Here is a 24,712-nt window from a genome sequence, read left to right as displayed (position 1 = left end):
GCGCCGTGCACGGTCGTTTCACACACCCAGTTCTTTGTCGATGAAGTCGAGTACCTGGTCGGTCGTGGCAACCTGCAGCTGCTCCTTCGTGCTGCCCGAGCCGGGCGCCGCGCTCGCCGCCTTCCAGTTCGACAGGAGTGCTTCCAGTCGGGCCGTGACCGCGTCGGCGTCGAGGTGCTCGACGAGGGTGGAGGAGAGGGCGTTCTCGAGTTTCGCCAGGTCGCGGAGGACCGGGTCGGTGGCTTCCGCACCGGCGGGGGTGTCCCCGTCGGGGGCGAGTTGCGCGCCGAGGTGTTCGGCCAGGATGTCGGCGTCCGGGTGGTCGAAGACCAGGCCGGCGGGGAGCCGGAGACCGGTGGCGGCGGACAGCCTGTTGCGCAGTTCGACCGCGGTCAGGGAGTCGAATCCGAGTTCCTTGAAGGTGCTGCCCGTGGTGAGACTGTCCGGGTGGTGCCCGAGCACGGTGGCGGCCTGTTCCCTGATGAGCCGCACCAGCGTGTGGTGCCGGTCCGACGGCGACAGCGCGGCCAGCCGGCCAGCCAGGTCGGCGGGCTGTCCGCCCGCCGTCGCGGTCGGCCTGCTCGCCCCGCCGGCGGTGGGGGCGGCCAGGCCGCGCAGGAGGGCGAGCCGGGTGTGCAGGGGGTGCGTGGCCAGGGTGCGCAGGTCGAGGTTGAATCCCACCAGGTGGGGGCGGCCGTGGCGGTGCGCGGCGTCGAACAGGGCGAGACCGTGTGCGTTGCTCATGCCCTTGACGCCGATGCGTGCCATGCGGGCTACGTCGGTGTCGGTGAGTCCGCCGGTCATGCCCTGGGGGGCGGTGCCGGTCTCGCCCTGGAGGGCGGTGCCGTTCGTGCCCTGGGGAGCGCTGCCGTTCGTGCCGTCGGATAGAGCACTCGCCTTGGCGTCGGCGGCAACTCCCGGCTTGGCGTCCGGTGCCTCCCAGAGGCCCCAGCCGACCGACAGGCCGACCTGGCCCGCCGCCCGTCGGCGCTGCATCAGCGCGTCGCAATAGGCGTTCGCAGCCGCGTAGTTGGCCTGGCCCGGACTGCCGAGCGTGGCGGCCGCCGAGGAGAACACCACGAACAGACCGAGACGCATCCCCCGGGTCGCCTCATGGAGATTCGCCGCCGCAGTGGCCTTGGCCGCCCACACCCGCGCCAGCCCCTCCGGCGTCTGCGCGGTCACGACACCGTCCTCCAGCACGCCCGCCGCATGCACGACACCCGTCAACGGGTGCGAGGGATCCGTCTTGCCGACCAGCTCCACCATCGAGGCCGGGTCGCTGACATCGGCCGCGACAAGGGTGACCTCGGCACCCAACCCGGTAAGCTTCGCGGCCAGTTCGTCGCTGCCCGGCGCCTCCGGACCGCGACGGCTGGCCAGCAGCAGGTGCCGTACGCCCCACTCCCGTACCAGATGCTCGGCCACGACCTGCCCCAGCGCACCGGTGCCCCCGGTGACCAGAACCGTGCCCTCGGGGTCGAGGGCAGGCGGGACCTCCAGCACCAGCTTGCCGGTGTGCTTGGCCTGACTCATGAACCGGAACGCCTCCTGCGCCTTGTCCAGCGGCCAGGAACGTACCGGCAGCGGCTTAAGCCGTTCTGAGGCGAACAATTCGACGAGCTTGTCCAGCATGTTGCTGATGCGGTCGGGTCCGGCATCACCGACGAGGTCGTACGCCGTGTACGAGACGTCCGCGTGCTCCGCAGCCACCTCTTCGGCGGACCGCACATCGGTCTTGCCCATCTCCAGGAACCGGCCGCCGTCGCCGAGCAACCGCAGAGAGGCGTCGATGAACTCGCCGGCAAGGCTGTTGAGGACGACGTCCATGCCGCGGCCGCCCGTTGCCTCCCTGAACGTGTCCTCGAAGGCGAGGTCCCGGGAGGAGGCCCGGTGGGCGGCGTCGACGCCCATCTCCTCCAGCACGGCGTGCTTGCCCGGACTCGCGGTGGCGAACACCTCGGCACCCACATGCCGGGCGATCTGCACCGCCGCCATCCCCACACCACCCGTCGCAGCATGGATCAGCACACGCTCACCGGCCTTCAGATTGGCCAGCTCCACCAACCCGTACCAAGCCGTCAGGAACGCCGCCGGAATACCGGCCGCCTCCCTCATGTCCCAGCCCTGCGGGACAGGTGTGACCATCCGCGCCTCGGCGATCACCACAGGGCCGAACGCGCCCTCGAACACGCCCATCACGCGGTCGCCCACCGAGACATGGGTGACCTCGGGACCGACCTCCGTCACGACACCGGCACCTTCGCCGCCCATGGCCCCGTACGCGGGGACCATGCCCAAGGCCACCAGTACGTCGCGGAAGTTGATGCCCGCAGCGTGTACGGCGATACGCACCTGCCCCGGCGCCAAGGGCTCCAGGACCTCCGGGCAGGCCACTGCCGCCAGGGCGTCCAGCGAGCCGTCGTGCACCATCCGCAGGCGCCACGCCGGTTCACCGGGAGGCGCGACGAGTTCGGTGGACTGGCGCGCCTGGGTCAGTCGGGGGACGTAGAGCGTCCCTTCCCGCAGGGCGAGTTGGGGCTCGTCGAGTTCCTCGGCGGCGTGACGCAGGGTGGCGTGGGGCAGATGCCGGCCGTTCAGGTCCGGGTCCAGATCGCCGCCAGTGCCGTCGCCATCCACGTCCACGTCCACGTCCACGTCGAGCAGGATGAAGCGGCCCGGATTCTCGGACTGAGCACTGCGGACCAGGCCCCATACGGCTGCGGCGGACGCGTCCACGTCACCGTCGCCGTCGACGCCGGTGGCTACCGCGCCACGCGTGACCAAGAGGAGCCGGGACTCGGCCAGCTCCGGCGCGGCCAGGAACTCCTGTACGAGTGACAGCACCCGCTCCACGACCAGCCGACCGTCAAGCCCCTCACGACCGTCGCCCACAGACGCATCGACAGGAGCGACCACTGCCCACGGCGCTTCACCACCCGCCGCCGACACCACATCAGCCAGACGACCGATACCGTCCGAGAGCACAACCCAGTCGGCATCCCCGTCGGCATCCGTCTGCGGCAGCGGCGTCCACTCCACAGTGAACAGACCCCGTACGTCACGCTGTTGGGCGGCAGCCAATTGGCTCGGCTTCACGGGGCGGGTCTGGAGGGAGTCGACGCTCAGAACGGGACCGCCGGTCGCATCGGTGACTGTCACGCTCAGCCCTTGGTCGACGCTCTCCCCGACCGGACGGAGGCGAACGCGCACAGTCGTGGCTCCGACCGCCCGCAGAGACACTCCGGCCCACCCGAACGGTACGTAGAGCTGCTCGTCCTCGGAACCGTCCATGAAGCGGGCGGCGAGGAGCGGATGGAGGGTGGCGTCGAGGAGGGCGGGGTGGATGCCGTAGCCGTCGTGGGCGCCGGCGGCTTCGGGCAGGACGACCTCGGCCAGCAGGTCCTGGCCGTGCCGCCACACGGCACGCAGTCCCTGGAACGCCGGACCGTATCCGTACCCGGCCTCGCCGGCCTGCGCGTAGAAGCCGTCGACATCCAGCGGTTCGGCACCGGCCGGCGGCCAGACGCCACCCAACTCCTCGTCCAGACGGGCGCTTTCGGGGGACAGTACGCCGGTCGCGTGGCAGATCCACGAGTCGTCGCCGCCCACGGGGTCCGCGTCAGGCCGGCTGTAGATCTGGACACCGCGCCGCCCGTCCTCACCCGCCTCCTCGACCACCACCTGAACCCGCAGACCCGACGCCTCAGGCACCACCAAAGGCGCCTGCAACATCAACTCCTCCACCGTCACACAACCGACCTCATCACCGGCCCGCAACGCCCACTCCACCAACGCAGCACCCGGCACCAGAACCGCACCCGCCACCACATGATCATCAAGCCACGACACCCCAGACCGCGACAGCCGACCGGTCAGCAGACACCCACCCCGATCCGCGAACTCCACCGCCGCACCCAACAACGGATGCCCCGCCGCCACCAACCCCAAAGTCGCCGCATCCCCACCACCGGAACGGCCACTCAACCAAAACCGCTCCCGCTGGAACGCATACGTCGGCAACTCCACCAGCCCAGGCACAGGACCACCCGCGAACAACACCGACCAGTCCACAGCAACACCAGCGGCATGCAGACGAGCCATCGCCTCCACAAACGCCGACTCCTCAGGACGCTCACCGGCGAGAGACGCGACCAGCACCGACTCCTGGCTGTCCGACTCGTCCAGGGTGTGCTGGGCGGCAGTGATCAGCACAGGTGCGGGGCCGAGCTCCACAAACACGCCTGCCGAATCCGCTACTTGGGCAATGGCGGGCTGGAAGAGCACCGCATTACGCACATGCCTCGCCCAGTACTCCGGATCCGTGACCTCCTCGCCGGCCCGCTCTCCGGAGACATTGCTCATGAGCGGGATCGACGGCTGCCTGAACTTGACCCCTCGTATCGCCTCGGTGAACTCCCCGAGCATCGGCTCCATCAACGCCGAGTGGAAGGCATGACTGACGCTCAGCGCCTTCGTCTTACGCCCACGCTCCCGCCACGCCCCAGCAATGCGATCCACCTCATCCGACGGACCCGAAATCACCGTCGAGTCAGGGGTGTTGACTGCCGCCACACTCACACCCGAGCCGTCCACATCCGCGGCCAGTTCGGCGGGCGTGGCCTGCACCGCACACATCGCCCCACCCTCAGGCAACCCACCCATCAAACGCGCCCGCGCACCCACCACCCGACACGCATCCGCCAGATCAAAAACCCCCGCCACATGCGCGGCCGCGATCTCACCGATCGAATGCCCGAGCACCACATCCGGCCGCACCCCGACCGACTCCCACAACCGGGCCAACCCCACCTGCAGCGCAAACAACCCCGCCTGCGCCCACATAGTGTGATCCAACCGCTCCTTCGGGCCACGGAACACCACCTCCCGCAACCCACCCGAACCGATCCCCAGCTCCCCCTCCAACAGGCCGCACACCTCATCAAACGCAGCCGCGAACACCGGGAACCGCTCATACAGACCAGCACCCATACCGACCAACTGGCTGCCCTGACCACTGAACAGCCACACCACGTCATCGCCACCCGCCCGAGCCTGCGAGCAGGCCGGGCCGACCAGCGCCGCATGCGGCTCACCCGTCGCCAGCGCCTCCAGAGCGGCGATCAGCTCTGCCCGCTCCGCGCCCACCACAACGGCGCGATGCTCATGCAGCGCACGCGTCTTCAGCAGCGACCAGCCCACGTCGGCGAGCGGCGCGCGGAACGACGCGTCACTGGCAAAGTCACGCAGGCGTAGTGCCTGGTCACGCAGGGCCTGCGGGCTGCGGGCCGATACCACCCACGGCACCAAGCGCCCGTCAGTCTCAGTCTCAGTCTCGGGGGCCTCACCGCCGACCGATACCGAGTCCTCCCCCAGCCCATCGGGAACAGACTCCACGATCACGTGCGCATTCGTCCCCGAAGCACCGAACGACGACACACCCGCCCGACGCGGACGACCCCCCACCTGCGGCCACGGCACCGACTCAACCGCCAACCGCACCGCACCCGAATCCCACTCCACATGCGGCGACGGCACATCCACATGCAAACTCGCCGGCACCACACCATGCCGCATCGCCATCACCATCTTGATGACACCCGCAACACCCGCAGCCGCCTGCGTATGACCAATATTCGACTTCACCGACCCGAGCCACAACGGACGGTCCTCCGGACGCCCCTGCCCATACGTGGCCAGCAAAGCCTGCGCCTCGATCGGATCACCCAACGTGGTCCCCGTCCCATGCCCCTCCACCACATCCACATCCACCGACGACAACCCACCACTGGCCAACGCCTGACGAATCACCCGCTCCTGCGACGGACCATTCGGCGCCGTCAACCCATTACTCGCACCGTCCTGATTCACCGCCGAACCCCGCACCACACCCAACACCCGACGCCCATGACGCCGCGCATCCGACAACCGCTCAAGGAGCAATACGCCTACTCCCTCGGAGAATCCGACTCCGTCGGCCGCGGCGGCGTAGGCCTTGCAGCGGCCGTCAGGTGAGAGGCCGCGCTGGCGCGAGAAGCCCGCGAACATGTCCGGGTCGGCCATGACGGTCACGCCGCCCGCGAGGGCGAGGTCGCACTCGCCGTGCCGGAGTGCTTGCGCGGCCAGGTGGATGGAGACCAGGGAGGAGGAGCACGCGGTGTCGACCGTCACCGCCGGACCTTCGAGGCCCAGGGTGTAGGCGACGCGGCCGGAGACCATGCTGCCGGTGCTCGCCAGGTAGGAGTAGCCCTCCAACTGGGCGTCAGCCGTGGGGAAGGACTTGGCGTAGTCGTGGTACATGAGGCCCACGTAGGTGCCGGTCGGGGTGCCCTTGAGCGTCGTCGGGTCGATACCCGCACGCTCCAGCACCTCCCACGACGCCTCCAGCAACAGCCGCTGCTGCGGATCCATCGCCAGCGCCTCCCGCGGATTGATCCCGAAGAACGCCGCATCGAAATCACCCGCGTCGGGGAGGAATCCGCCCTGGTCGGTGTAGCTGGTGCCGGGGTGGTCCGGGTCGGGGTGGAAGAGGCGTTCCAGGTCCCAGCCGCGGTCGGCGGGGAAGGCGCCCATCGCGTCCTTGCGCGCGTCGAGCAGGTCCCACAGGTCGTCCGGGGACGCGACGCCGCCCGGGAACCGGCACGTCATGGCGACGATGGCGACCGGGTCGTCGGTGTCTGCCTCGACGTCGGCCCCTGCGGCGACGTGGGCGGCTGCCGGCGCCGTCGTGGTCGCCGTCGTGCTGCCCGCCAAGCGGTCCACCAGGTGGGTGGCGAGTGCCTGCGGGGTGGGGTGGTCGAAGATCAGTGTGGCGGGCAGCCGCACGTCGCAGGCGGCCGACAGCCGGTTGCGCAGCTCCACCGCTGTCAGCGAGTCGAAGCCCAGGTCCTTGAAGGCGATGTCGACGCCCACCCGGGCGGCGGAACCGTGGCCGAGGACGGCCGCGACGTACTCGCGTACGACATCGGTGAGGAGCCGCAGGCGGCCGTCCGCGTCGAGGCCGGCCAGGCGGGTCGCGAGCGCCCCGTCGGCGAGGCCTTCGGAGGCCACGCGCCGCCGCGTGGCGGGCGCCGTGAGGGCGCGCAGGAGCGGGGACAGGCCGTCGGTCACGGCGCGCGGGTCGAGGTCGGCCGCGACCACATAGGCCCGGTCGTGGGCGCGGGCGGCGTCGAGCAGGGCCAGGCCGCCCTCGTCGGTCAGCGCGGCGAACCCGGTGCGCTTCATGCGCGCCAGGTCGGTCTCGCTCAGCTGCCCGGTCATGCCGCTGGTCGCCTGCCACAGGCCCCAGGCGATCGAGAGGCCCGCGAGCCCTTGGGCGCGGCGGTGCTGGACGAGGGCGTCGCAATAGGCGTTGGCCGACGCGTAGTTGGCCTGGCCGGGGCTGCCGAGTGAGGCGGCCGCCGAGGAGAACACCACGAAGAAGTCGAGGGGTGTCTCCCGTGTCGCCTCGTGCAGGTGGCGTGCCGCCGTCGCCTTCGTCGCCCACACCCGCGCGAGGCTCTCGGGGGTCTGGGCGGTGATCACGGCGTCGTCCAGGACACCGGCCGCGTGGATCACGCCGGTGAGCGGGTGGGCCGGGTCGACCGACGCGATCAGTGCGGCGACCGCTTCCGCGTCGCCGACATCGGCCGGGGCGATCTCGACCGATGCTCCCAATTCGCTCAGGCGGGCGCGGAGTTCGGCGCTGCCCGGCGCCTGGTCGCCGCGTCGGCTAGCGAGCAGCAGGTGGCGTACGCCCCACTCCGTGACCAGGTGTTCGGCCACCAGTCGGCCGAGTACGCCGGTGCCGCCGGTGATGAGAACCGTACCGTTCCGGTGGAGTCCTTCGGACGGGTCCGCCGTCCGGTCGGCCTCCGGTGTCCCGTTCGGGGCGGTCGGGTCGGTCGTGGCGCGGACCAGTCGCGGCACTCGTATCTCGCCGCCGTGCACCGCCAGTTGAGGCTCTTCCAGGTGCGCCGCCTGCATGGCTGCGGCAAGCGTGTCGTCGGGGCCGAGGTCGATCAGCGTGAAGCGGCCGGGGTGCTCCGACTGGGCGCTGCGTACCAGACCCCAAACGGCCGCGGCAGCCACATCCACATCCGCATCCGCATCCGTCACTGCCCCTCGCGTCACCAGGACCAGGCGGGAGTCGTGCAGGGGCGAGGCGAGCCAGGTCTGTACGAGGTCGAGGACGTGGGTGGCGAGTGCCAGGCCGTCGTCGGTCCGGTCGGGTTCGACGGGGGCGGCCACGAGCTGCGGCGCCGGAGCGCCGGCCTCGACGGACGCCAGCAGGTCCGCGAGGCTCGCGGCGTCCTCGCCGAGTGTCACCCACCCTTCGGACGCGTCCCGGGCCGGACCCGCCGCGTTGTCCGCCGCGTTCTCCGGCGTGATCCACTCCAGGTCGAACAGTCCGTGCCGGTCGCGGGCCGCGGCCGCGGCGAGGCGGCCGGTGTCGGTCGGGCGCGAGCGCAGGTCGCGGACGGTGAGCACGGGCGCGCCCACGGCGTCGGCCACGGTGATGCGCAGCCCTTGGTCGATCCGCTCGCCGAGCGGGGTGAGGCGCACCCGGACCGTGGTGGCCCGTACGGCGTGCAGCGCCACGTCGTTCCAGGCGAACGGCAGCCAGACCTGTTCGGCGTCGGTCGGGGGCAGCAGCAGTGCGGCGGGTTGCAGGACGGCGTCGAGGAGGGCCGGGTGGATGCCGAAGCCGTCCGGGTCGCCGGCCTCCTTGGGCAGCGTCACCTCGGCCAGGACGTCCTTGCCGTGGCGCCACAGCGCCCGTACGCCCCGGAAGGCGGGGCCGTAGCCGTATCCGGTGCGGTCGGCCTGCGCGTAGAGGTCGTCGGCGGGGACGGGTTCGGCGTCGGCCGGGGGCCATGCGCCGTCCAGGGTGTCGGCGGCGTCCCGCGTTTCGTTGGTGCCGTCCGTCGGGGCGGGGGCGAGCACGCCCGTGGCGTGGCAGGTCCAGGGGTGCGTCGACGCGAAGGCGTCGTCGTCATCGGGGCGGGAGAACAGCCGGACGTCGCGCCGGCCGTGTGCGTCGGCCGCTTCGACGACGACCTGGATCCGCAGGCCGCCGGTGTCGGGCAGCACGAGCGGCGTCTGGAGCGTCAGCTCCTCCAGGGCGGAGCAGCCCGCGTCGTCGCCGGCCCGCAGCACCCACTCCACCTGCGCCGCGCCGGGCACCAGGGCCTGGCCCGCCACGACGTGGTCGTCCAGCCAGGCGGCGGACTGCCGGGACACCCGCCCGCTCAGCAGGTGTACGTCCCCGCTCGCGAGGCCGACGGAGGCGCCCAGGAGCGGGTGTCCGGAGGCGGCGAGGCCGAGCCCGGCGGGGTCGCCGGACCGCCCGCCGGCGGGGGCAGGCCAGAAGTCCTGGCGCTGGAAGGCGTAGGTGGGCAGGTCGACGGTACGGGGGGCGGGGTCGGCCGGGAACCAGCGCCGCCAGTCGACGTCCGCGCCCGCGGCGAAGGCGTGGGCCGCGGCGCGGGCGAGCTGGGTGGTGTCGCCGTGGTCGCGGCGCAGGGTGGGCACGACCGTGGCGGGCACGGCCGCCCGTTCGATGAGGCCTTCCAGCGCGAGGTTGAGGACGGGGTGGGGGCTCACCTCGATGAACAGGCGGTACCCGTCCGCGAGCAGCGCGTCGATCGTGTCGGCGAAACGCACCGTCCGGCGCACGTTCCGCACCCAGTACGCGGTGTCGAGTTCGGTGGTGTCGGTGAGGTGCCCGGCGGTGACGGTGGAGTAGAACGCGACGTCGGTGGCGGCGGGCCGGATACCGGCCAGGCCCTCCGTGAGCTGGTCCAGGATCGCGTCCAGCTGCGGGCCGTGGCCCGCGACGTCGGAGGCGACGGCCCTGGCGCGAAGGCCGCGCTCCTGGGCGTCGGCGACGACGGCGGCGATGCCCTCGGGCGGGCCCGAGATGACGGTGGACGACGGCCCGTTGACGGCCGCGACAACCACCCCCGGATGTCCGTCGATCAGGTCGGCGGCCTGCTCCTGGCCCATCCCCAGGGACGCCATGCCGCCGCGTCCGGACAGCTGCCGCAGCAGCACACTGCGTACGGCGACGATGCGGGCCGCCTCGTCCAGGGAGATGGCGCCCACGACGCACGCCGCGGCTATCTCGCCCTGCGAGTGGCCGACGACGGCGGCGGGTTCGATGCCCTGGTCCGCCCAGACGGCGGCGAGCGCGACCATGACGGCCCACAGCACGGGCTGGACGACGTCGATCCGGGCCAGCTCCGACCCGTCCCCGCGCAGCACGTCGGTCAGGGACCAGTCCACGTACGCCGACAGGGCCTGCTCGCACTCGGCGATCCGGGCCGCGAACACCGGGGACTCGTCGAGGAGCCGGGCCCCCATGCCCACCCACTGGCCGCCCTGGCCGGGGAACACCATGACCGGCCCGGGCCCCGTGGGGCCGACCGCCCCGGACACCACGTCCGGCGACGCCTCACCTGCCGCCAGCGACCGGAGGCCGTCGAGGAGCGCGTCGCGGTCGTCCCCGACGACGACGGCCCGGTTCTCGAACACCGACCGTGTCGTGGCGAGCGACCACCCCACCTCCAGCGGCGACGCCGGCCGCTGGTCGTCGTCGCGCACGTGCTCGGCGAGCCGTGCGGCCTGGGCCCGCAGCGCCTCCTCGCCCCGGCCGGAGACGACCCACGGGACGACTGTGCCTGTCCCTTCCGCCGGTGTTTCCGCAGCCGGTGTCTCCTCGGGCGGTGCCTCCTCCAGGATCACGTGGGCGTTCGTCCCGGACATGCCGAAGGCGGACACGCCCGCGCGGCGCGGGCGCTCACCGCGGGTCCACGGGACCGGTTCGGTGAGGAGCCTGACGGAGCCCGAGGACCAGTCGACGTGCGGGGTGGGCTCGTCGACGTACAGGGTGGCGGGGAGCAGTTCGCGCTGCAGCGCCATCACCATCTTGATGACGCCCGCGACGCCGGCTGCGCCCTGCGGGTGCCCGATGTTCGACTTGACCGAGCCCAGCCACAGCGGCCGGTCCTCGTCCCTGTCGCGGCCGTAGGTGGCGAGCAGCGCACCGGCCTCGATGGGGTCGCCGAGCTTCGTGCCGGTGCCGTGCGCCTCGACCGCGTCGACCTCGGCGGCGCCCAGGCCCGCGTTGGCGAGGGCGGCGCGGATGACGCGTTCCTGGGAGGGGCCGTTGGGGGCGGTGAGACCGTTGCTCGCGCCGTCCTGGTTGACGGCCGAGCCGCGGATCACCGCGAGCACCTTGTGGCCGTTGCGGCGCGCGTCGGAGAGCCGCTCCAGGAGGAGCAGTCCCGCGCCCTCCGAGAAACCGGTGCCGTCGGCCGAGGCCGCGAAAGCCTTCGAGCGGCCGTCGGGGGACAGCGCGCCCTGGCGGGAGAACTCGGTGAACGCGCCGGGCGTCGACATCACGGTGACACCGCCGGCCAGCGCGAGATCGCACTCCCCCTGCCGCAGCGCCTGGGCCGCCAGGTGCATGGAGACCAGCGAGGAGGAGCACGCCGTGTCGACGCTGACCGACGGGCCCTCGAGGCCGAGCGTGAAGGAGATACGGCCGGACAGGACACTCAGCGCGCTGCCGGTCAGGAGGTGGCCCTCCACCGTCTTGTCGGGCTGCGCGCCGCCGAACCCGAGCACGCCCGCGCCGATGTAGACGCCGGTGGCGCTCAGCTTCAGCGACGCCGGGTCGATGCCGGCCCGCTCCAGAAGCTGCCAGGCCGTCTCCATGAGCACCCGCTGCTGCGGGTCCATGGCCAGGGCCTCGCGCGGGCTGATCCCGAAGAACGACGCGTCGAAGGCGGGGGCGTCGTACAGGAACCCGCCGCGTCGCACATAGCTGGTGCCGGGGTGGTCGGGGTCGGGGTGGTAGAGGCTCTCCAGGTCCCAGCCGCGATTGGTGGGGAAGTCGTCGATGGCGTCGCCGCCCTCGGCGACCAGGTCCCACAGGGCCTCAGGCGTGCGGGTGTCGCCGGGGAAGCGGCACGCCATGGAGACGATGGCGATCGGCTCCTGGGCCCGCTCCTCCACCTCGCGCAGCCGCCGGCGGGCCTGGCCGAGGTCCACCGTGACCCGCTTCAGATACTGCCGGAGCTTGGCTTCCGTACTCGCGCCCGCACTCGACGCACCCGTACTCGATGCAGCCGTACTCGACGTACCCGTAGCGGACTCTCCCGTACCGGACACACCCGTGCCGGACACATCAGGACTCGACTCTTCAGCACTCGACATCGAACGTCACTTCTCCATCAGCGAAGGGCACGGGGAACGTGGGGGCGAGGAAGGGGGACGGGGCGGGCAGGGGGGTCACAGCTCTCGGTCGATGAACTCGAACATCTCGTCGTCGGACACGTCGTCCAGCGCGTCCAGCGTGTCCAGGTCCGCGACGTCCGCCGCGCCCGCCGGGGAGCCGGCGGTGGCGGCTCCGTTCAGCTTCGACAGCAGGGTGTTCAGACGCCTCGTGACCCGGCTGCGCGCGTCCGCGTTGAGGGCGAGCGCGTCCAGGGAGGACTCGATCCTGCCGAGGTCGTTGAGAACGGGGTCCGCGGCGTCCTTGACGGGCGGCGGCGCGCCGTCGGGCGACAGACGCTCCAAAAGGTGGTCGACGAGGGTGGCCGACTCGGGGTAGTCGAAGACGAGCGCCGCGGGCAGCTTCAGACCGGTGGCGGCGGCCAGCCGGTTGCGCAGTTCCACGGCGGTCAGGGAGTCGAAGCCGAGCTCCTTGAACGACGTGTCCGGGCGGACGGCGTCGTGGTCGCTGTGCCCGAGGACGCCGGCGACGTTGCCGCGTACGAGGTCGAGCAGCAGCCGGCGCCGTTCGGGATGCGGCAGGCCGGCGAGCCGGTCGGCGAGACCGTCCGCCGGGGCGACGGTGCCCGCGGCCGCGGTGCGCCGGGCAGTGCGGGCCCCCGGGGTCGCACCCGCGGCCAGGGCGCGCAGGAGCGCGGGCCGGGACGGGGCGGGCTGCGCGGCGACGGCGCGCGCGTCGAGGTCCACCGCGACCACGTGCGGGCGGCCGTGGGCGCGGGCGGCGTCGAGGAGGGCCAGGCCGCCTTCGGTGGTCAGCGGAGTGAACCCGGTGCGCTTCATGCGTGCCAGGTCCGTCTCGCCGAGGTGTCCGGTCATGCCGCTCGCCGTCTGCCACAGACCCCAGCCGATCGAGAGACCGGCCAGGCCCTCGGCACGCCGTTGCCGGACGAGGGCGTCGCAATAGGCGTTGGCCGCCGCGTAGTTGGCCTGACCTGGGCTGCCGAGTGTCGCCGCCGCCGAGGAGAACACCAGGAAAAGACCGAGGCGCGCCTCCCGGGTCGCCTCGTGCAGCAGGTGTGCGGCCGTCGCCTTCGCCGCCCACACCCGCGCGAGGCTCTCCGGGGTCTGTGCGGTGACCACGGCGTCGTCCAGCACACCGGCCGCGTGGATCACGCCGGTCAGCGGGTGCGCCGGATCGGTCTTGCCGACGAGCTCCGCCACGGCGTCCGGATCACTGACATCGGCCGCGACGAAGGCCACCTCGGCCCCCAACTCGGTCAGTTTCGCGGCGAGTTCACCGCTCCCGGGCGCCTCGGGACCGCGCCTCCCGGCCAGCAGCAGGTGTCGTACGCCCCACTCCCTCACCAGATGCTCGGCCACCGCGGCGGCGAGGACTCCGGTCCCGCCGGTGATGAGCACTGTGCCGTCCGGATCGAGGGCGGGCGGGATCTCCAGCACCAGCTTGCCGGTGTGCTTCGCCTGGCTCATGAACCGGAACGCCTCACGCGCCCGGCCCAGCGGCCAGGTCTGGACGGGCAGCGGCGCCAGGACACCGGAGGCGAACAACTCGCCCAGCTCCGCCAGCATTTCCCCGATCCGGTCGGGTCCGGCGTGCGGCACGAGGTCGAAGGCCCGGTACCACGCGCCCGCGTGCTCGGCGGCGACCCGGTCGGGGTCGCGCTTGTCGGTCTTGCCCATGTCCACCATGCGCCCGCCCTCGGCGAGCAGCCGCAGCGAGGCGTCGGTGAACTCCCCGGCCAGGCTGTTGAGTACGACGTCCATGCCGCGCCCACCCGTCGCCGCCCGCAAGGTCTCCTCGAAGTCGAGGTCACGGGAGGAGGCGCGGTGGGCCGCGTCGATGCCCATGCCGTCGAGCACGCCGTGCTTGGCGGGGCTCGCGGTGGCGAACACCTCGGCGCCCAGGTGGCGGGCGATCTGGGTGGCGGCCATGCCCACCCCGCCGGTGCCCGCGTGGATGAGCAGCGATTCGCCCGCCCGGAGGCGGCCGAGGTCCACGAGCCCGTACCAGGCCGTCAGGAACACCACGGGCACCGCCGCGGCCTCCTGGAAGCTCCAGCCCTCCGGAATCGGGACGACCATCCGGGCGTCCGCGACGGCCAGCGGCGCGAACGCGCCCTCGAACAGACCCATCACCCGGTCACCGACCGACAGATGAGTGACGCCCGGTCCCACCTCCGTCACATGTCCGGCGCCCTCGCTTCCCGCGAACGTGCCCTTGTCGGGATACATGCCCAACGCGATCAGCACGTCACGGAAGTTCATGCCCGCCGCCCGCACGGAGATCCGCACCTGCCCGGGCTCCAGCGGCGCGAACGCCTCGGGAGCGTCGATCACCGACAGATTCTCCAGGGTGGCCGTACCCGAGGTGCCGAGGCGCCAGCCGGACGTACCGACCGGCGGGACGAGCTCCTCGGGAGCGGCAGCGGGCGTCATGCGAGGTACGAGGAATTCGCCGCTGCGGAGGGCAAGTTGAGGCTCGTCGAGCTCCTCGACGGCGTGGCGCAGGGCGGCGTACGGCAGTTCCCGACCGTCCGGGCGAAGGTGCTCCTCCTCGACGTCGAGCAGGACGAAACGGCCCGGATTCTCCGACTGGGCGCTGCGGACCAGGCCCCATACCGCTGCCGCGGACGCCGCGACGTCACCATCGGCGTCGGTGGCCACGGCGCCGCGCGTCACGATGACGAGACGGGACTCGGTCAGCTCCGGGGTGGCCAGGAACTCCTGTACGAGGGAGAGGGTCCGCCGCACCACCGGCAACCCGTCATCGGCAGAGCCGCCACCCACGGGAGCGAGCACCGCCCACGGAGCTCCGCCACCTGCCGCCGTCGCGGACGACACGGCATCAGCCAGAGCTGCACTGGAGTTGTCCGAGAGTATGACCCAGTCGGCACTCCCCCCGGCATCCGTCCGCGGCAGCGGAAGGGGCTGGGGCAGGGGCAGCGGGGTCCAGTCGACGGTGTAGAGGCCGTCGACACCGCCACGGGCCGCCGCACCCAGCCGGCCGGGATCGGCCGCGCGCAGGGTCAGGGCGTCGACCGTCAGGACGGGCGCGCCGGTCGCGTCGGCGATGACGACCCGCAGGTCACGCTCGGCCGCCTCCCCCTGCGGGGAGAGCCGGACACGGACGTGGGTCGCCCGGTCCGCGTTCAGCGACACCCCGCTCCACGCGAACGGCAGCCACATCTGCCCGTCCGCGGGCCGGTCGAGGAGCATCAGCGGATGCAGGGCGGCGTCCAGCAGCGCCGGGTGGATGCCGAAACCGTCGTGCGCACCCGCCTGTTCGGGCAGCACCACCTCGGCGAACAGCTCCGTCCCGTGCCGCCACAGCGCCCGCAGCCCCTGGAACGCCGGACCGTACGCGTATCCGGTCTCCGCGGCCCGCGCGTAGAAGTCCTCGACATCCACGGCTTCGGCCCCGGCGGGAGGCCACTGCCCGCTCAACTCGGCTGCTGCTTCTGGCGTTTCGGAGCTCACCACACCGACGGCATGGCACACCCACACCGCCGAGGCATCCTGCTCCGACCGCGAATACACATGTACGTCACGACGGCCGCTCTGCTCATCGGCCGCACCCACGACCACCTGAACCTGCAACCCACCCGACTCGGGCAGCACCAACGGCGCCTGGAGCGTCAACTCCTCAAGCGTCGGACACCCCGCCTCATCACCGGCCCGCAACACCCACTCCACCAACGCCGCACCCGGCACCAGAACCGTCCCCGCCACCACGTGTTCGGCCAGCCAGGACGGAGCCTTGCGCGAGAGCCGCCCGGTGAACAAGTACGAGTCACTCTCCGCGAGTTCCACGCAGGCACCGAGCAGCGGATGCCCGGCGGCCACCATGCCGAGGTCGGCGGCGTCTCCGGTGAGCCCGGTGGACTCCTCCAGCCAGTAGTGCTGGTGCTGGAAGGCGTAGGTGGGGAGGTCGACGGTGCGGGGGGTGGGGTCGGCCGGGAACCAGCGTCGCCAGTCGACGGGGGCGCCGGCGGTGAAGGCGTGGGCGGCGGAACGGGTGACCTGGGTGGTGTCGCCGTGGTCACGGCGCAGGGTGGGGACGACCGTGGCAGGGATGTCCGCCTGCTCGATGGTCTCCTCCATGCCCAGGCCCAGTACCGGGTGTGCGCTGGCTTCGATGAAGAGGCGGTAGCCGTCCGCGAGAAGGGCTTCGATGGTGTCAGCGAAGCGGACGGGCTGGCGGAGGTTGGTGACCCAGTAATCCGTGTCCAGGGCCGTGGTGTCGGCCAGGCGCTCGGCGGTGACCGTCGAGTAGAACGCCACGTCGGTGGCGGTCGGCTGGATATCGGCGAGCCGGTCGGTGAGGAGATCACGGAGCTGGTCGATCTGGGGGCCGTGCGAGGCGTACCCGACGTCGATGACACGGGCCCTGAGTCCCTGCGCCTCCGCATCGGCGACGACCGCTGCCACATGCTCCGGCGGCCCCGAAATCACCGTAGACGACGGCCCGTTGACCGCCGCGACGACCACACCCGGCCGGTCACCGATCAACTCAGTAGCCTGCTCGGCACCGGTGCTGAGCGATGCCATGTCGCCGTGCCCTTGCAGCTGACGAAGCGCGTCACTGCGTACGGCCACGATGCGTGCCGCATCCTCCAGCGAGAGTGCCCCCGCGACGCACGCGGCAGCCATCTCACCCTGCGAGTGCCCAATGACGGCAGCCGGAGTGACGCCATAGTCGGCCCAGACGGCAGCCAGCGAGACCATCACCGCCCACAACACCGGCTGCACGACCTCGACCCGGGACAGCTCACTCCCATCCCCGCGCAACACCGCACTCAGCGACCAGTCCACATGCGCCGACAGGGCCCGCTCACACTCCGCGATCCGCGCCGCGAACACCGCAGACTCGTCAAGCAGCTGGGCACCCATGCCCACCCACTGCGACCCCTGCCCCGGGAACACCAACACCGGACCCGCACCGGAGGAAGCCGCCGCACCGGACACGGCATCTGTCGGCGTCTCCCCTGCGGCCAGTGCCTGCATCCCGGCAACCAGGTCGTCCCGGTCCCGGCCCGCCACCACGGCCCGGTGTTCGAACACCGACCGCGTCGTGGCCAGCGACCAGCCCACCTCGGCTGCCGACACATCCCCGGCACCGACCACGAACTCGCACAGCCGCCGCGCCTGTTCACGCAGCGCCTCCGGCGTCCGCCCGGACACCATCCACGGCACCACCCCACCCGGCTCCGCCGCCACGGGCTCGGGCAGGTCCTCCTCCGGCGCCTCCTCCAGGATCAGGTGCGCGTTCGTCCCGGAGATCCCGAAGGACGACACCCCGGCGCGCCGTGTGCGCTCGCCGCGCGACCACGGGACCGGTTCGGTCAGGAGGCGTACGCCGCCGCCGTCCCATTCCACGTGGGGGGTCGGCTCGTCGGCGTGCAGGGTCGTGGGCAGTTGCTCGTGGCGCAGTGCCATGACCATCTTGATGACGCCCGCGACACCGGCGGCGGCCTGCGTGTGGCCGATGTTCGACTTCACCGAGCCGAGCCAGAGCGGGCGGTCCTCCGTGCGCCCCTGCCCGTACGTGGCGAGCAGGGCCTGCGCCTCGATCGGGTCGCCGAGCGTGGTGCCGGTGCCGTGCGCCTCCACCACGTCGATGTCCTCGGGGCCGCGGCCCGCGCCGGCCAGGGCGGCGCGGATGACCCGTTCCTGGGAGGGGCCGTTCGGGGCGGTCATGCCGTTGCTCGCGCCGTCCTGGTTCACGGCCGAGCCGCGCAGCAGGGCGAGGACGCGGTGTCCCTTGCGGCGTGCGTCGGAGAGGCGCTCCAGGACGACGAGTCCGGCGCCCTCGCCCCAGCCGGTGCCGTCCGCCGCGGCGGCGAACGGCTTGCAGCGGCCGTCGGGGGCCAGGCCGCGCTGGCGGGAGAACTCCACGAAGGTGTTCGGGGTGGCCATCACGGTCACACCTCCGGCCAGGGCCAGTTCGCACTCGCCCTGCCGCAGTGCCTGCGCCGCCAGGTGCATCGCGACCAGTGAGGAGGAGCACGCGGTGTCCACCGTGATGGCGGGGCCCTCCAGGCCGAAGGTGTACGCGACCCGGCCGGAGGCCACACTCGGCGTGCTGCCGGTCATGATGCGGCCCTCGAAGCCGTCCGGTTTGCGCGCGAGGAAGCGGGAGCCGTAGTCGTCGTACATGATTCCGGTGATGACGCCGCACGGGGTGCCGCGCAGGGCGGCGGGGTCGATGCCCGCGTGTTCGAACGCCTGCCAGGCGGTTTCCAGGAGCAGGCGCTGCTGCGGGTCGGTGGCGGCGGCCTCGCGCGGGCTGATGCCGAAGAAGCCCGCGTCGAAGCGGGCGGCGTCGTAGAGGAAGCCGCCTTCGCGGGTGTAGCTGTGGCCGACCTGGTCGGGGTCGGGATCGAACAGTCCGGCCGTGTCCCAGCCGCGGTCCTCGGGGAACGGGCCGATGGCGTCGGTGCCCGTGGCCACGAGCTGCCACAGCTGCTCGGGCGATGTCACGCCGCCCGGGTAGCGGCACGCCATGCCGACGATGGCGATCGGGTCGTCGTCGATGCCGGTGGCCGTGGCGGTGGTGCCCTCCGCAGAGGCGCCGGGGGTGGTCGGGGAAGTGTGCTGCGCCTCGTCGGGGAGGTGGCTGTGGAGATGGCGTACGAGGGCGGTGGGGCTCGGGTGGTCGAAGACGAGGGTGGCGGGCAGCCGGATGCCGGTGGCCGTGGAGAGGCGGTTGCGGAGCTCCAGGGCGGTGAGCGAGTCGAAGCCCAACTCCTGGAAGGCGCGGCCCAGTTCGATGGAGTCGGGTGAGGGGTGCGCCAGGACGGTCGCGATCTGCTCGCGGATGAGTTCGTTCAGGGCGCGGTCGCGGTCGGCGGCCGACAGCCGGGCGAGCCGGGCGGCCCACGAGGAGGGCGCGGTCTCGTCCGTGACGGACCCGGTGGCTGCGGACCCTGTGGCCCCGGCGGACGCGGTGGGTCGCAGAGTGCGTACCAGGCCGCGCAGGGCGGGCTGCAGGGTGCGGGCGGCGGCCTGGCCGCGCAGCACGGCGCGGTCGAAGCGGGTGGCGAGGACCGTGGGGTGCTCGGCGGTCAGGGCCGCGTCAAAGAGGGCCAGGGCCTGCTCGTCGGTCAGGCCCGCCACGCCGGTGCGGTGGATGCGGGCGCGGTCGGCGTCGCCGAGCCGGGCGGCCATGCCGCCGGACGCGGACTCCCACAGGCCCCAGGCCACGGAGGTGGCGGCGAGGCCGGCCGCGCGGCGGTGTTCGGCGAGGGTGTTGAGGAAGGTGTTGGCGGCCGCGTAGTTGGCCTGGCCGCCGTTGCCGAGGACGGAGGCGCCCGAGGAGAAGAGGACGAAGGCCGACAGGTCCTTGTCGCGGGTGAGTTCGTGCAGGTGCCAGGCCGCGTCGGCCTTGGGTGCGAGGACGGCGTCGAGCCGCTCGGGGGTCATCGCCGTGATGAGGCTGTCGTCGATGACGCCCGCGGTGTGCACGACCGCGGTGAGCGGGTGCGCGGCGGGGATGTCCGCGAGGAGCCCGGCCAGCGCGTCGCGGTCGGTGATGTCGCAGGCGGCGACGCGTACGTCGACGCCGTCGCCCGCGAGGTCGGCGCGCAGCTCGGCGACGCCCTCGGCGGCCTCGCCCCGGCGGCTGACGAGGAGCAGGTGCCGGGCGCCGTGCGCGGCGGCGAGGTGACGGGCGACAGCCTGCCCGAGGCCACCGGTTCCGCCGGTGATCAGGACGGTGCCGCCGGATTCCGCGGCGCCCGCGATGCCCGTGGAGTCCACAGTGTCCGTGGTGCTCTCCGGGGCGGCGGCGTGCAGCGCTGGGGTGTCGGTCCGGGGCGGGACGACGGCGAGGCGCGGCACGAGCACGGTGCCCGCGCGCAGGGCGAGCTGTGTCTCGGCTTGGGCCACCGCCGCGGCCAAGGCGGCGGGCAGAGCGTGGCGCGATGCGGTGCCCGCGTCGGTGGCCTGGTCGGTCTCCTCGTCGGTGTCCTTGTCGATGTCCACCAGGACGACACGGTCGGGTTGTTCGGCCTGGGCGGCTCGGACCAGGCCCCATACAGGCGCGGTGGCCAGGTCGGCGGGCCCGTCCTCAGGGCGGGTGGTGACCGCACCGGTCGTGAGGACGACGAGGCGGGCGGCGGCGAGGGCGTCCGTGGTGAGCCAGTCGCGCAGCAGCTCCAGGGCGTGCCGGGCGTGGGCTCGCACCTGAGCCGGGACATCGGTCTCCGTCCCCTGCGCGGGGAACGGTGCGAAGACGATGTCCGGCACGGGCTCGCCGGCCTCGACGGCGGCTTTCAGGGCGGCCAGGTCCGGGTAGCGCGCGGCGGGAGCGAGGCCCGCGTCGTACGCTCCGAGCACAGCCCAGGAGTGGGCGGCCGGGTCCGTCTCGGCCGGGTCGGGCAACGGCAGCTCTTGCCAGTCCAGGTGGTACAGGGGGGCGGCTGTGGTGGGGCGGGCCGCGCGCCACCGGTCGGCGGGTATCAACCGCAGTTGGAGGGCGTCGACTGTCGCGACCTGTCCGCCCTCGCTGTCGGTCAGGGACAGCCGCAGCCGATCGTCGCCCTGGGGGCTGAGACGGACCCGCAGCCGTGTGGCCCCGGTGGCGTGGTGGCGTATGTCGCTGAAGGAGAACGGCAGCCGTACCGGGGCGTCCGCGTCGCCACGGCCCTGCTCCGGCTCCTGACCACCCTGCCCCCGCTCTTGCTCCCGCCCCTCACTGCCGCGGTACAGCTCGTCGACGGCGTGCAGGGCGGCGTCGAGCAGGGCCGGGTGGAGGGCGAACGCGTCGGCTTCAGCGCGCTGCTCGTCGGCGAGGCGGACATCGGCGTAGAGGTCGTCGCCGTGCCGCCATGCGGCGTGCACGGCCCGGAAGGCGGGCCCGTAGCTGTAGCCCTGCGCGTCGAGCCGGGCGTACAGCGCGTCGACGTCGAGGGCGGTGGCGTCGGCGGGCGGCCAGGGAGCGGCGTCGGGGGCGGCCGGTTCGGCGGCCGGGCCGGCGCTGAGGATGCCGGTGGCGTGACGGCGCCAGCCGCGGGAGCCCCCGCCGTCGCCCAGATCGCCCAGATCGCCCAGGTCGCCCGAGCCGCCCGGGCCTCCCCGGCCTGCCGCATCGGCCGCGTCGGCCGCGTCGCCGTCGTCAGCCGCATCGTCGGCAGGACGGGAGTGGACGGTGAGAGTACGGCGGCCGGAACCGTCGGGAGCACCGAGGGCGAGCTGCACTTCTATGGCATCGACGAGGGCATCGGCGCCCGCACCCACAGCCGCCCCGACACCGGTACCGGTGTCGTCGAGCAGCAGCGGCGTCTCCAGCGTCAGATCGTCGATCGTGTCGCAGTCGGCGTGCCGCCCTGCGAGCAGGGCGAGTTCGACGAAGGCGGTGGCGGGCAGCGGGACGCCGCCCGCGATGGTGTGGTCGGCGAGCCATGGATGCGTACGCAGGGACAGGCGTCCCGCGAGCAGGATGCCCCCGTCGGCCTGCCGGATGACGGCGGGCAGCAGCGGGTGGCCGGTCTCCTGGAGGCCGGCGGCGCGGGCCGGCGCGGCGGCGTCGGGCGCGACGCGCCAGTACCGTCGGCGCTGGAACCGGTAGGTGGGGAGCGGCACTTGCCCGGCGTCGGCGGGGAAGAGGGCGGTGAGGTCGGCCGGCTGTCCGTCGGTGTGGAGCGCGGCGACGGCACCCAGCAGGGTGCGTCCCTCGTCGTGCTTGGAGCGCAGCGCCGCGGCGACGACCGGCTCGGGCTCCTCTCCCTCCGCCGGGACCGGGAGGCCGTCCTGGACCATGGTGGCGAGGACCGGGTCGGGCCCCAACTCCAGGTAGCGCACGACGCCTTGCTCACCGAGGGCGCGCAGCCCGTCGTGGAACCGCACCGGCCGGCGTACGTGCCGCACCCAGTACTCGGCGTCGGCCATCAGCTCCGCGTCGGCGAGGCGGCCGGTGAGGTTGGAGACGACGGGCAGCGTCGGCGCGTGGAAGGTCAGTCCGCGGGCCACTTCGCGGAAGTCGTCGAGCATCGGCTCGATGAGCGGCGAGTGGAAGGCATGGCTGACGTTGAGCCGCTTGGTCTTCAGTCCGCGCCCGCGCAGGGCCTTCTCCACCTCCCCGACGGCGGCGGCCTCGCCGGACACGACGACGGCGGTGGGGCCGTTGACGGCGGCGAGGGAGAGACGTTCCTCCTGCCCGGCGAGCAGCGGCAGTACGTCGTCCTCGGCCGCCTGGACGGCGAGCATGGCGCCACCTGCGGGCAGGGCCTGCATGAGGCGACCCCGGGCCGCGACCAGCGTGCAGGCGTCCGCCAGGGAGAACACCCCGGCGACATGAGCGGCGGCGATCTCGCCGACGGAGTGCCCGGTCAGGTGGCTGGGGGCGATCCCGAAGGAGGTGACCTGGCGGTACAGGGCGACTTCGAGGGCGAACAGCGCGGCCTGTGTCATGCCGGTCCCGTGCAGCACGGCGGCCTGCGCGGTGTCGGCGGGGGCGAACAGGACGGGCTTCAGCGGCTGTTCGAGCAGGGGGTCGAGCCGGGCGCAGGTCTCGTCGAGCGACTCGGCGAAGACGTCGAAGATGTCGTACAACTGACGCCCCATGCCCGGGCGTTGGCTTCCCTGGCCGGTGAACAGGAAGGCGGTGCCGCCGTTCCTCGCCGGCCCTGCGGCCCGGGTCAGCGCGGGGTGTGCGCGTCCCGCCGCGAGGGCGGCAAGCGCTGCGGCACGCTCATCACGGTCGGCTCCGAGGACGACCGCCCGGTGCTCGAACAGGGTGCGACGCAACAGCGTGCCGCCGATGTCGGCGATGGAGTGGTCCGCGTGGGCGACATGGTTCGCCAGCGCGTCGGCCTGGGCGCGGAGCGCGGCGGGGCTGCGGGCGGACAGCAGCCACGGGAGGTGCGGCGTCGGCATCATCGACGACCGCTGCTGCTGACGTTGCTGTTGGTGCTGCTCTTGGCCCGGTCCTTGACCCTGCTTTCGGCCCTGTCCTTGACCCTGCTCTCGGCCCTGCACTTGGCCCTGCTCTTCGCGGGGGCCCGTGGCGCCGACCCGCACCACCGGCCGCGCCCCTCCCCCGTCGCCATCGCCGTCGCCGCCCGCTCCTTCGGCGTCGGCCGCGGGCGCCTCCTCCAGGATGAGGTGGGCGTTCGTGCCGGAGATGCCGAAGGAGGAGATGCCGGCCCTGCGGGTGTGCTCCCCGTGCTCTCCGCGCGGCCAGGCGACCGGCGCGCTGAGCAGGCGCACCGCGCCCGACTCCCAGTCGGCGTGCGGGGTGGGTTCGTCGGCGTACAACGTGGCGGGCAGCGTCTCGTGCCGCAGCGCCTGGACCATCTTGATCAGGCCCGCGGCACCGGCCGCGCCCTGCGTGTGGCCGATGTTGGACTTCACCGAGCCGAGCCACAGCGGTCGGCCCCCGTGGCGCTCCTGACCGTAGGTGGCGAGGAGCGCGTCGGCCTCGATGGGGTCGCCCAGCCGGGTGCCGGTGCCGTGCGCCTCGACCGCGTCCACCTCCGCGGGCGAGAGCCGCGCCCCGGCGAGGGCGGCCCGGATCACGCGCTGCTGGGCGGGGCCGTTCGGGGCGGTGAGGCCGTTGCTCGCGCCGTCCTGGTTGACGGCCGAGCCGCGGATGACGGCGAGCACCCGGTGGCCGGCCCGGCGGGCGTCGGAGAGGCGTTCCAGTACGAGGAGTCCGGCGCCCTCGGAGAAGGCCGTGCCGTCCGCGGCGGCCGCGAAGGGCTTGCACCGGCCGTCGGCGGCCAGGCCGCGCTGGCGCGAGAACTCGGTGAACACGTACGGGGTGGTCATGACGGTGACACCGCCGGCGAGCGCCAGATCGCACTCGCGCTGCCGCAGCGCGTGGGCCGCCAGGTGCACGGCGACGAGGGACGACGAGCAGGCGGTGTCGATCGTCACCGCGGGCCCTTCGAGGCCGAAGGTGTAGGCGAGCCGGCCCGAGAGGACGCTCGGGGCGCTGCCGGTGACCAGGTGGCCCTCGGCGGCGGGGTCGATGTGCGGGGTGCCGAAGCCGGGCAGGGCGGCACCCGCGTACACGCCGGTGCGGCTGCCCTGGAGGGACCGCGGGTCGATGCCCGCGCGCTCCAATGCTTCCCAGGCGCACTCCAGGAGCAGTCGCTGCTGCGGGTCGAGGACCGCGGCCTCGCGGGGGCTGATGCCGAAGAACTCCGGGTCGAACAGGTCGGCGTCGTGGAGGAAGCCGCCCTCGCGGGCGTAGGTCGTCCCGGGGTGGTCGGGGTCGGGGTGGAAGAGGCGTCGCAGGTCCCAGCCGCGGTTGTCGGGGAAGGCGCCCAGGGCGTTGCCCCCCGCAGCGACCAGGTCCCACAGGTCTTCGGGGGTGCGGATGCCGCCGGGGTAGCGGCAGGCGGCCTCCACCACGGCCACGGGTTCCTGGCCGCGCTCCTCCGCCTCGCGCAGCCGCTGCCGGGTGGCGTGCAGGTCCGCGGAGACACGCTTGAGGTAGTCGACCAGTTTCTCTTCGCTCACCATGTGCGCT

General features: G+C 72.8%; 2 protein-coding genes and 1 pseudogene. All 3 read right to left on the bottom strand.

Features of this window, described 5'->3' with window-relative positions; translation table 11 throughout:
• Positions 1 to 18: 18 nt before the first annotated feature.
• Entirely contained in the window at positions 19 to 12,000 is an 11,982-nt protein-coding gene (locus tag ACZ7LU_RS06105) for an SDR family NAD(P)-dependent oxidoreductase (RefSeq protein WP_471916489.1), read from the bottom strand.
• Between the two features lie 30 nt (positions 12,001 to 12,030).
• Positions 12,031 to 12,201, bottom strand: a pseudogene (locus tag ACZ7LU_RS06100) (hypothetical protein); the annotation flags it as partial.
• Between the two features lie 75 nt (positions 12,202 to 12,276).
• Entirely contained in the window at positions 12,277 to 24,705 is a 12,429-nt protein-coding gene (locus ACZ7LU_RS06095; RefSeq protein ID WP_471915838.1) for an SDR family NAD(P)-dependent oxidoreductase, read from the bottom strand.
• Positions 24,706 to 24,712 lie beyond the last annotated feature (7 nt).

This window comes from Streptomyces sp. NPDC039462 (assembly GCF_055639375.1).
This window is presented reverse-complemented; position numbering and strand designations above follow the sequence as displayed.

Excerpts from the sequence above, each read along its gene's own strand:
- ACZ7LU_RS06095 (WP_471915838.1), bottom strand. The coding sequence starts at position 24,705 with ATGGTGAGCGAAGAGAAACTGGTCGACTACCTCAAGCGTGTCTCCGCG.